Annotated in this window: 9 protein-coding genes; 8 read left to right on the top strand and 1 reads right to left on the bottom strand. The window is 72.6% G+C overall.

The features are described 5' to 3' along the window. Window positions 1–7 precede the first annotated feature (7 nt). The 3 genes from Pme01_RS00165 to Pme01_RS00155 are packed head-to-tail and all read left to right on the top strand — an operon-like array spanning window position 8 to window position 3,150. Window positions 8–1,249, top strand: coding sequence for an amidohydrolase (locus Pme01_RS00165; RefSeq protein WP_168113257.1), 1,242 nt, complete (start codon window positions 8–10; stop codon window positions 1,247–1,249). A gap of 60 nt (window positions 1,250–1,309) precedes the next feature. After that, on the top strand, window positions 1,310–1,978 hold the full coding sequence (locus tag Pme01_RS00160) for an SRPBCC family protein (protein WP_168113258.1): 669 nt from the start codon (window positions 1,310–1,312) through the stop codon (window positions 1,976–1,978). Then, a complete protein-coding gene (locus tag Pme01_RS00155; protein WP_168113459.1) occupies window positions 1,975–3,150 on the top strand; it encodes a zinc-dependent alcohol dehydrogenase in 1,176 nt (391 codons plus the stop codon). The genes Pme01_RS00160 and Pme01_RS00155 overlap by 4 nt, the downstream gene beginning before the upstream one ends. Before the next feature lie 34 nt (window positions 3,151–3,184). On the opposite strand, the gene Pme01_RS00150 is transcribed toward Pme01_RS00155, so the two are convergent. Next, a complete protein-coding gene (locus Pme01_RS00150; protein WP_168113259.1) occupies window positions 3,185–3,403 on the bottom strand; it encodes a hypothetical protein in 219 nt (72 codons plus the stop codon). 109 nt (window positions 3,404–3,512) lie between these two features. Here Pme01_RS00150 and Pme01_RS00145 point away from each other — a divergent pair, with 109 nt between their 5' ends. The 5 genes from Pme01_RS00145 (at window position 3,513) to Pme01_RS00125 (ending at window position 10,945) form a co-directional block, all read left to right on the top strand. Beyond that, complete coding sequence (locus Pme01_RS00145) at window positions 3,513–4,667, top strand: glycosyltransferase family 9 protein (RefSeq protein ID WP_373315421.1); 1,155 nt, start codon at window positions 3,513–3,515, stop codon at window positions 4,665–4,667. 169 nt (window positions 4,668–4,836) lie between these two features. Beyond that, entirely contained in the window at window positions 4,837–5,646 is an 810-nt protein-coding gene (locus tag Pme01_RS00140) for a pectate lyase (protein WP_168113260.1), read from the top strand. Window positions 5,647–5,759: 113 nt separating this feature from the next. Further along, window positions 5,760–7,343: a glycoside hydrolase family 3 protein gene (locus tag Pme01_RS00135; protein WP_168113261.1), complete on the top strand. Its 1,584-nt coding sequence runs from the start codon at window positions 5,760–5,762 to the stop codon at window positions 7,341–7,343. 78 nt (window positions 7,344–7,421) lie between these two features. Further along, the gene (locus Pme01_RS00130; protein WP_168113262.1) at window positions 7,422–8,591 is read left to right on the top strand and encodes an FIST signal transduction protein; all 1,170 of its coding nucleotides are present in this window, start codon (window positions 7,422–7,424) and stop codon (window positions 8,589–8,591) included. Then, complete coding sequence (locus Pme01_RS00125) at window positions 8,588–10,945, top strand: putative bifunctional diguanylate cyclase/phosphodiesterase (RefSeq protein WP_168113263.1); 2,358 nt, start codon at window positions 8,588–8,590, stop codon at window positions 10,943–10,945. Before Pme01_RS00130 ends, Pme01_RS00125 begins: the two co-directional genes overlap by 4 nt. The last annotated feature ends 88 nt before the right edge of the window (window positions 10,946–11,033 follow it).

Raw genomic sequence — 11,033 nt, 5'->3', positions numbered from 1 at the left:
AGGATTTATGTTCTCGCCGCTGGCAGGGCTGCTGCCGGACCTGACCGAGCTGTACCAGGACCTCCACCGGCATCCCGAGCTGTCGTTCGACGAGCACCGCACCGCGACCGAGTTGGGCCACCACCTGCGCGACCTCGGGTACGAGGTGACCGGCGGGGTGGGGCGCACCGGCGTGGTGGGCGTGCTGCGCAACGGCGAGGGCCCGACGGTCATGTTGCGGGCCGACATGGACGCGCTGCCGGTCACCGAGCGCACCGGGCTGCCGTACGCCTCCACCCGGCCGGGGGTGATGCACGCCTGCGGGCACGACATGCACTGCGCCTGGCTGGTCGGGGCGGGCGCGCTGCTGGCCCACGGCAGGGACCGCTGGACGGGAACCGTGCTGCTGGTACTGCAGCCGGCGGAGGAGACCGGCGCCGGCGCCGAGGCGATGATCGACGACGGGCTGTTCGAGCGGTTCGGGCGGCCCACGGTAGCGCTGGGCCAGCACGTCGGGCCGGCGCCGGCCGGGCGGGTGCTGTCGCGTCCGGGGATGATGATGGCGGCGAGCGACTCGCTGCGGGTACGCCTCTTCGGCCGGGGCGGGCATGGCGCCCGACCGGAGTCCACAGTAGACGCGGTGGTGATGGCGGCCGCGACCGTACTGCGGCTGCAGACGATCGTCTCCCGTGAGCTTCCCGCCACCGAGACCGCGGTCGTCACCGTCGGTGCGCTCCAGGCCGGTACGAAGGAGAACATCATCCCCGAGGACGCGGAACTGAGGGTCAGCGTCCGTACCTTCGAGCCGCGGGTACGCGAGCGGGTGCTGGCCGCGATCGAGCGGATCGTCAACGGCGAGGCCGCCGCGGCCGGGGCACCGAAGCCGCCGGAGATCGAGGCTGTGAACGGGTTCGACCCGGTGGTCAACGACGAGGCGGCCACGCTACGGGTCAGCGAGGCGTTCGTCGCGCACTTCGGCTCGGAGCGGGTGGTGAAGGCCCCGCTGATGATGGGCAGTGAGGACTTCGGCATGTACGGGGCCCGGGGCGGGTTCCCGTCGGTGTTCTGGTTCGTGGGTGGGTCCGACCCGCAGGCGTACGCGCGGGCGGAGCAGGTGGGGCGGGTCGACCGCGACATCCCCTCCAATCACTCCCCGAAGTTCGCACCGGTACTGGAACCGACGCTGTCCACCGGGGTGGAGACGCTGGTCGCCGCCGCTCTGGCGTGGCTTTCGCCGGGGACCGTCGAGCCACAAGGGACCACAGGTTAGGCCGGTCGGTGTTGGGTAGGCGGCTGGGACGGGTGGAGCGAGCGAAAGGTGGTGGGCGGCGTGAATGCTCGATTCTGGGGCCGGGTGGCGCTGGGGGCGGCCGTCGGCGCCGTCGGCTATCTGGCCGTCCGGTCCGTACGGGTTGCCGCGGACGGCGGCCGCCGCTCGTACCTGGGCGCCGTCACGATCTACCGGCCGCCCGCCGAGGTGTACGCGTTCTGGCGGGACCTGCCCAACCTCGGCCGATCGCTGGGGCGCGTGGTCCGCGTCGACGAGATCGACGACCAGCGCTCCCGCTGGGTGGTGGAGGGGCCCGGCAGCTCCGAGGTCGACTTCATCGTCGAGCTGCTGGCCGACGAGCCGCAGCGGCTCCTCGCCTGGCGGGCGGACGGCGCGCCGGTGCCGCACGAGGGCCGGGTCGAGTTCACCCCGGCGCCCGGTGACCGCGGTACCGAGGTGCGGCTCTACGTGACGTTCACGCCGTCGGGCGCGACGGCGGTCGGCCCGCTCAGCGGCGACCGGGTCGGCCGGCTGCTGTCGGACGCGCTGCGGCGGGTCAAGCAGATCATCGAGGCCGGTGAGGCCATCACGGCCGAGGGTCGCAGCAGCGGGCGGGACGCTTACGACCGGCTGCCCGCGCCCGACGACGCCGGCTCGGCGCGTCTGACGCCGCGTCCCGACCCGGAGCCGTCGCCGATGCCGTGGCCCGCGACGGGGGGACCGGCGTGAAGGCGCTGTGCTGGGAGGGCGTCAACAAGGTCGCCGTGCGGACCGTGCCCGACCCCCGCATCGAGAACGCCGGCGACGCCATCGTGAGGGTCACGGCCAGCAGCGTGTGCGGATCGGACCTGCACCTCATCGGCGGGTACGTGCCCGCGATGCGCGAAGGTGACATCCTCGGCCACGAGTTCGTGGGCGAGGTGGTGGAGCTCGGCCCCGGCGTCCGTACGCTCCGGACCGGCGAGCGGGTCGTCGTCGGGTCGACCATCGGCTGCGGCGGTTGCTGGTACTGCGACACCGGCCGGTGGTCGCTGTGCGACAACACCAACCCGAACGCCGAGCTGTCCGAACGGTTGTGGGGGCAGTCGCCGGCCGGCGTCTTCGGCTCCTCGCACCTGACCGGCGGGTTCGCCGGCAGCCACGCCGAGTACGTGCGGGTGCCCTTCGCCGACCATGGCGCGTACCGGGTACCGCTGGGCCTCGACGACGACGCGGTCGTCTACGCCTCGGACGCGGTGCCGACCGGCTGGATGGCCGCGGAGATGTGCGACATCTCCGACGGTGACGTGGTCGCGGTGTGGGGAGCCGGTGCCGTGGGGCAGCTGGCGGCCCGCTCTGCCCTGCTGCTCGGCGCGGAGCGGGTCGTCGTCATCGACCGGTACCCGGACCGGCTCGCCGCCGCCCGCGACAATGCCGGGGCGCACACTCTGGACTACCGGACCACCGACGTGCAGGGCGCACTGCGCGAGCTGACCGCCGGCCGCGGGCCGGACGCATGCATCGAGGCGGTCGGGATGGGGGCCGACTCCGACGGCCTCACGGGCGTGTACGACCGGGCCAGGCACCTGATGCGGCTACGGTCCGACCGGTCGGGGGCGGTACGCGAGGCGATCCTGGCCTGCCGCAAGGGCGGTACGGTCGCGATGGTCGGCGTCTTCGCCGGGGCGGTGGACGGGTTCCCGCTCGGTGCGGTCATGCACAAGGGCCTGACGCTGCGGTCGGGGCAGCAGCACTCCCAGCGGTACCTTCCGGTCGCGCTGGACCGGATGGCGCGCGGTGACATTCCGACCGGGTACCTGACCACGCACCGGATGCCGCTGGACGAGGGCCCGCGCGGCTACGACCTGTTCAAGCACAAGACCGACGGATGCCTGCGTGTCGTCTTCCATCCTCAAGGCTGAGACCGAACCGTCTCCAGGTTCATTCGACTGAGCCCTAGCCGCCGGCCTCACCGGGGGTAAACAGCTCGGTCACCTGGTGCAGGGCTTCGGCCGCCTCGTCCTGCGCGTACTCGCCCTCGGGGAGGCCGTCGACGACGGCGAGCTGGTCGGGTGGCAGCTCCGCGATGACGGCTGCCCGGTGGATCTCGTCACGGGACAGGCGCTCCGTCCCGTGGTACGTAAAAACGTGGTCGAGAAACACGTCCAGGCTCATGACTACGGGCTACCCGGTTGAAAGGGTGCGAAACGATCCGACCTTTCGGCGGTGAGCAAAAGAGAGCGCGGCCGGTTACGAAGCCCGGAGCCGGGGTAGCGCAGGCGCCGTGCCAGCCTCGACCGGTTTCAATCCCATCCTCCCCGTCCCCGTCGCCAACCCCGTCCGTGCCGTTCGCAAGATCGCAGTGCTGCGGGCCAATGCGCTGGGCGACTACCTGTTCACGCTGCCTGCGCTGTACTCGTTGAGGGCCGCCTATCCCCGCGCCGAGTTGACCCTGTTGGGGGCGCCGTGGCATGCCCGCATCCTGTCCGGGCGGCCCGGGCCGATCGACTACGTGGCGGTCGTGCCGGCCGTGTCCGGGGTCCGCGACGGCGACAGCGCCCCGGGTGAGCTCGACGCCTTCCGCCGCTGGGCGATGGGGGAGGAGTTCGACATCGCGCTTCAGATGCACGGCGGCGGCAAGTACAGCAACCCGCTGGTCAGCGCCCTCGGCGCGCGCGTGACGGCGGGGTTGCGGGCGGTGGACGCCGCGCCGCTGGACCGGTGGATCCCGTACGTGTACTACCAGCCGGAGGTCTTCCGGATGCTCGAGGTGGTGGGCCTGGTCGGCGCCCCGCCGGTGACCCACAGCCCGGTGTTCGAACTGACCGACGACGACCGGGCACAGGCCCGTGCGCTGGTCGGATCCCCGACCCGCCCGCGCGCCGTGCTGCACCCCGGCGCGAGCGACGCCCGGCGGCGCTGGCCGGCGGAGCGGTTCGCCGCCGTCGGTGACGCGCTCGCGGCCGCCGGCGTCGAGGTGCTGGTCACCGGCGTCGGGTCCGAACGGGAGACGGTCGACGAGGTGTGCGGCCGGATGCGTTACCCCGCCCGCCCGCTCGTCGACGCGCTGACCATCTCGGGCCTGGCCGGGCTGCTGGCCGACTCGGCGCTGCTCATCTCCAACGACACCGGTCCGCTGCACCTGGCCGCGGCGGTCGGTACCCGTACCGTCGGGTTGTTCTGGATCGGCAACATGATCAACGGAGCGTTGCCGGAGCGCGGGCGGCACCGGGCGCTGATCTCGTGGACGATCCACTGTCCGGAGTGTGGCCTCGACTGCACCCGCGACATCTACCCGGCACGCACCGGCGGTACCGGCTGCCGGCACTCGCCGTCGTTCGTCGCCGACATCCCCGCGGTCGAAGCGGAGGCCGAGGCGCTGGACCTGCTCAACGCCCACCGGCAGGAGCCGGTGCTCGTGGCGGCCCGTGGTCGCTGAAGTTCCGGTCAGCGGACAATCACAACTATCGATATAGCTTTCGGTGTACTTTCTCCTGACCCGATGCACTGCTCGTCCGGACAGGGTTCGTCCGGACAGAGTTGGTCCGGACAGAGTTCGTCCGGACGGAGTTGGTCCGGACAGGGCCCGTCCAGTCAGGAGGACGCCGATGAGACGATCCGCGAGGAGGGCGCTGGTCATTCCGGCGCTGGTCATCCAGGTACTTGTCGCGCCGGCGCTCACCGCGCCGCCGGCGTCGGCCGCGGTGAGCGCCGCCGCCCCGGTCACCTTCCCGACCCCGACCGGCCAGGAGAACGTCACCGCCACCCGGACCGTCAGTGGCACGTTCGACGGCGGCCTGAAGCGGTACGTCCCGGTCGGCCTCGGTGACGGTACGTCGAGTGAGAGTCAGAAGCCGGTCTTCACCCTCGCCGACGGTGCCACCCTGAAGAACGTGATCATCGGTGCGCCCGGCGCAGACGGCGTGCACTGCAAGGGCACCTGCACGCTCCAGAACGTCTGGTGGGAGGACGTCGGGGAGGACGCGGCCACCCTCGAAGGATCCGCGCCGGCGGGCTCGGTCATGACCGTGACCGGCGGCGGTGCCCGCAAGGCGTCCGACAAGGTCTTCCAGCACAACGGCCCCGGTGCGTACGTCATCACGAACTTCTTCGTCGACGACTTCGGCAAGCTGTACCGCTCCTGCGGCAACTGCAAGAGCAACTACCAGGGCCGGCGCGACGTCGTGGTGCGGAACGTGATCGCGCAGGCCGGCCGGAGTGCGCTCGTCGGCATCAACAGCAACTACGGCGACACCGCGCGGCTGTCGCAGATCACGATCTACGGCGATCCCGACCGCAAACTCGTGATCTGCCAGCGGTACACCGGCAACAACACGGGTGCCGAGCCGCCCAAGGCCGGCTCCGGACCGGACGGCACGCACTGCCTGTACACAGCGTCGGACATAACGTACAAGTAACTGGAAAGTTTATTGACTGTTCGAGTCCTCGATGTGAGCATTCCTGACTGAGCATTCCTAGGAACGCGGAGCGCTTGCAAGCGCTCCCACGGGGACTTCGGGGGTTACCGTCCATGGCCGGTCAGCGCAGTGACCACCTGCTGCGGCTCGCGGACGCCGTGCTGCAGCCGGGCTTCGTCGGTACCACCCCGCCCGACTGGGTGCGTCGGCGGCTGGCCGGCGGGCTCGGCGGGGTGGCGCTCTTCGGCCGCAACATCGTCGATCCGGCCCAGGTCGCGGCGCTGACCGAGGCGCTGCGCGCGGAGAACCCGTACGCGATCGTCGCCGTCGACGAGGAGGCCGGCGACGTCACCCGGCTGGAGTCGCGCACCGGCAGCTCGCGGCCGGGGAACCTGGCCCTCGGCGCGGTCGACGACCCCGAGCTGACCGAGGCGGTGGCGCGCGACCTCGGGTACGAGCTGGCGGCAGTCGGTGTCACGCTCAACTACGCGCCGGACGCCGACGTGAACTCCGACGCCGACAACCCGGTCATCGGGGTGCGCTCGTTCGGCTCCGACGCCGGCCTGGTGGCACGGCACACCGCGGCCTGGGTACGCGGCCTGCAGTCCGCCGGGGTGGCTGCCTGCGCCAAGCACTTTCCCGGTCACGGCAACACCAACGTCGACTCCCACCACGCCGCGCCGACCATCGGGGCGACCCGCGACGAGCTGTACGCCTGCGAACTGGTGCCGTTCCGGGCCGCCATCGAGGCGGGTGTACGGGCGATCATGAGCGCGCATCTGTTCGTACCCGCCGTCGACCCGGAGTTACCCGCCACGCTGAGCCGCCGGCTGCTGACCGAGGTGCTCCGTGGCGACCTGGGCTTCGACGGCCTGATCGTCACCGACGGGATCGAGATGGCCGCCGTCGCCGAGCCGTACGGGTTGACCGGCGCCGCGGTGCGCGCGCTCGCCGCCGGGGCGGACGCCGTCTGCGTGGGCGGCGAGACCGCCGACGAGGAGACGGCCGCCGCGCTGCGCGACGCGATCGTCGACGCGGTGTCGGCCGGTCTGCTCACCGAGGAGCGGCTGGCCGAGGCGGCCGAGCGGGTGGGGCGGCTGGGCCGCTGGGCGGCCGAATGCGCATCCCGGACGGCGAGCGGGGTGCCGGCGGAGCTCAACGGCCATGGCACCGGTGACGGCGACGGCCTGAACGGGCACGCGGCGCCGCTCGGGCTGGTCGCCGCCCGCCGGGCGCTGCGGCTCAGCGCCGACGGTACGGGAGGACCGCTGCCGCTGGCCGCGTTGCCTCTGGTCGCCGCGCCGCACGTGGTCGAGTTCGTGGCGCCGGGCAACCTGGCGATCGGCCCCGACACGCCGTGGGGGGTGGCCGAGCCGCTGGGCGGGCTGCTGCCGGGCACGACCGCGGTACGGGTGTCCGCCGCCGAGCTCGACGTCGCTGGCCCGAGCGGCGCCGGCCTGAGTGAGGTCGCCCTGGCGCCGGCCACCGGCCGGCCGCTGGTCCTGGTCGTCCGCGACGCGCACCGCCACCCGTGGATGGCGGGGGCGCTGCGGACGCTGCTCGCCGCCCGCCCCGACGCGATCGTGGTGGAGATGGGCGTACCGGCCGTCCGCCCCGGCCGGGTTCACCTGGCCACCTTCGGCGCGAGCCGCGCCAACGGACTGGCCGCCGCCGAGGTGCTCGCCGGGGTCGCCTGACCGGCGACGGCGTGAATCTTACGGAGCCCGATGCGGGTTCCACTCAGAATCGCGCCGGACCTGTCGATAGAGTGCGGCGTGACTGTTTTCCGGGTGGGGATCGGCGCGAGCGTTCTCGCCGACTCGACCATGGCCGGTCGGCAGGCGGCCGAATCGGCGCTGAGCGGGCTGGCCGGCGGTGAACCGGCGCTCGTCGTGGTCTTCGCGACCGCGAGCCACGACCTGCCGGTGCTGCTCGCCGCCGTCCGTCAGGTCACCGGGGACGCCCCGCTGGTGGGCGCCAGCAGCAGCGGCCAGTTCTCCGCCGGTACGCTGATCCCGCCCGGGCAGGGCGTGTCCGTGCTGGTCCTGGGCTCCGGCCGGTACCGCTTCGGAGTGGCGTCGGTGAGCGGGCTGCGCGCCAACGCGTTCGAGGCCGGCCGGGAACTGGCCCGGTCCTGTCTGGCCGCGGCGGGCCCCGAACGCGATCGCCACGCGGCCCTGATGGTCTTCTCCGACGGCCTGGCCGGCGACCCGCAGGGCCTGCTCAACGGCGTGTACCAGGTCACCGGCGCGGCCGTACCGGTGGTGGGCGGCGCCGCTGCCGCCGACCGGGACCTCAGCGAGACGCTGGTCTTCCACGACGGTCGCGTGCTCGGTGACGGCGCGGTCGGCGTGTGGATCGACTCGCCCCGCCCGCTGCGGGTCGTGTCCGGCCACGGCTGGCAGGCACACGGGCTGCCGCTGCTGGTCACGAACGTGGACGGCCCGGTCGTCCACGAGATCGGCGGTCGTCCGGCGCGCGCGGTGTACGAGCAGAACTTCCGGTACGACGACCCGATGCAGGAGCTGCCCACGGCGTGGTCCCAGGGCTACCACTCGGCGCACGCCTTCGGGCTGATCGAGCCGGACGGCAGCCAGCTCATCCGCGGCGCCTTCATCGACGAGGACGGGCTCATCCGTACCTTCACGCCGCTGCCCCCGTACAGCGCGGTCCAGATCATGACCGCCGGCCCGGACGACCTGCTCGACATCTCCGAGCCACTGATCGCGGACGCGCTCGACGGCGCCGACGCCACGGTCCTGCTCACCTTCAGCTGCGCGGCGCGGATGGACATCCTGCGCGAGCGCGGCGCCGAGGAGGCGGTACGGCTGCAGAAGGCGGCCGGCCCGGTGGCCACGTTCGGTTTCTACACGTACGGCGAGTTCGCCCGCACGACCGGCGTCTCCGGGTACCACAACGCCACCCTCACCGCCCTGGCGCTGTGAGGAACGCGGTGGCCGGCGGCGAGGTGACCGACGAGGTCGCACAGCTGAGGACGCAACTGGTCGCCGCGACCGCGGCGGTGAGTGACGCGTACCGGCACAACGCCCGCATAGTCCGGGTGTTGACCGTCCTCGGTCAACCGTCCACTCCGGAGCAACTGGTCGAGCAGACCCTGATCGTCCTGTCCCAGGTGTTCGGCGCCGACGTGGCCGGGATGGCCCGGGTGGTGGGCGACCGGCTGGTCCTGACCGGCTGCTGCGGCCTGGCCGAGACCCACCCGATCCTCGACACGGGCTGGGTACTGGGCGGTGCCGCGGCCGAAGCGGTGGCCGGCGGTCGGGCGGTGGCCCGCGCCGAGCCCGATCTGACCGATGTGGACATTCCTGCCGACCTGGCGGAGCTGCGGCTGCGCTCCGGGGTGTGGGTGCCGCTCACCGGCGGTCCGGACGCCGACGACCAGATGCTGTTCCTGTTCAGCCGCAGCGCCGCCCTGCTGGGGCCGACCGAGCTGCACCTGCTCGCGTCCGTGGCCGACCGGCTGCGGCTCGCGGTGGACGCCCGCGAGCGCAGCGTCGCGGCGGAGCGGCTGGCCACGTACGGGCATCAGCTCAGCGGTTACCTCGAGCTTCCCCAACTGCTCGCCCAGGCGGCCACCATGCTGGCGCGGCTGCTCGGAGCGGACAGCGCGCGGGTGGTGACGGTCGATGGCGGCCGGGCCCGGCTCGGGTCGTCCGCGCCGACGGCGCCCCACCGGCGCAGTCGCTGGTCCCGCCCGGTCAGCGAGCTTCCGGGATGGTCGGCGGCAACGCGCGGCGAGGCGTACCGCGGCATCGATCCCGGCGACGGCGACGGTGATGCCCGGGCGCTGCTGTGCGCGCCGGTGATGCGCGACGGTGCCCCGGCCGCCCTGCTGTACGCGTACCGTGACCGCCGCCGCCCGTTCCAGGGTGAGGCGGTCGAGACCGCGAGGATCTTCGCCAACCACCTGGCCGCGGCGATGACCAACGCCGAGCTGTACCGCGCCCTGCGCGACAGCGAGGCGTCGCTGCGCCATCAGGCCACCCACGACTCGCTGACCGGGCTGGCCAACCGTTCGCTGGCGGGGGAGCACCTGGAGCAGGCGCTCTCCGGTACCGACCCGCACCCGGTCGGGCTGCTCTTCTGCGATCTGGACAAGTTCAAGGAGGTCAACGACCGGCTCGGCCACGACGCCGGCGACGAGCTGCTGTGGCAGGTCGCCGACCGGCTGCGCGGCTGCGTCCGCGGCAGCGACGTGCTGGCCCGCTTCGGCGGGGACGAGTTCGTGGTCATCCTGGACTCCGCCGCCGACCTCGACGAGGTCAACGAGGTCGGCCGGCGGATCGTACGGGTCCTGGAGGCGCCGTTTCCGCTGCGCGGCGAGCGGGTCCAGATCTCGGCCAGCGTCGGTGGCGTCCTCGGTGTCCGTGGCCGTACCACCGCCGGTGCGATGCTGCGCGACGCCGACGCGGCGATGTACACGGCCAAGAACAGGGGACCCGGCCTGGTCGAGGTCTTCGACGAGGCGGCCTCGCACCGGTCGCTGGACCGCCTGGCGCTGCGCTCGGAGCTCAGCCACGCCGTCGAGCGCGACCAGCTTCGGCTCAGGTACCAGCCGATCGTCAACCTCGCGACGTCGGAGATCCTCGGCTTCGAGGCGCTGCTGCGCTGGCACCACCCGGTCCGTGGCGTCGTCCCGCCGGACGATTTCATCCCGCTGGCCGAGGAGACCGGCGCGATCATCGGAATCGGCGACTGGGTACTGGCACAGGCCTGCCGGCAGCTCGCTGTGTGGCAGCGGCTGCCCGGCCGCAGCCGGCTCGGCATGAACGTCAACCTGTCCGCGACCCAGCTGCAGCAGCCGGGCGTCGCGGTCCACACGCTCGGGGTCATCAAGGACGCGGGGGTGAGCCCGGGCGACATCTGCCTGGAGATCACCGAGCACAGCTCCATCCGTACCGACGTGACCGAGTTCGCCACGACGCTGCGGGGGGCCGGGGTGAACTTCGCCCTGGACGACTTCGGCATCTCGTACTCGAACCTCAGCCACCTCAAGCGGCTCCCGGTCGGCACGCTCAAGATCGACCGACTGTTCGTCGACGGCATGACCGCCAAGGACACCGACCTCGGCATCGTCCGCGCCATCCTGGCGATCGCCGACTCGATCGGGCTCGCCGTGGTGGCCGAGGGCATCGAGACGGCCGAGCAGCGGGCGGCGCTGCTGGCGCTGGGCTGCGAACGGGGCCAGGGCTACCTGCTGGGCCCGCCGCTGTCGGACGAGGAGGCCACCGCGCTGCTGCTCGGCGCCGGCCGGCGGTCGGTACCGGCCCGGCACTGAGGCGATAACCTGCCGCCATGGGGTCCACCGTTCCGCCCGCGCGCCACCTGCTGCGCGCCAAGGACCTCGCCGACCGTGACTTCGCCCG

The organism is Planosporangium mesophilum (assembly GCF_016863255.1).
Lineage (GTDB): Bacteria > Actinomycetota > Actinomycetes > Mycobacteriales > Micromonosporaceae > Planosporangium > Planosporangium mesophilum.
The sequence above is the reverse complement of the archived record's forward strand: the minus strand, read 5'-3'. Positions and strand labels throughout refer to the sequence as shown.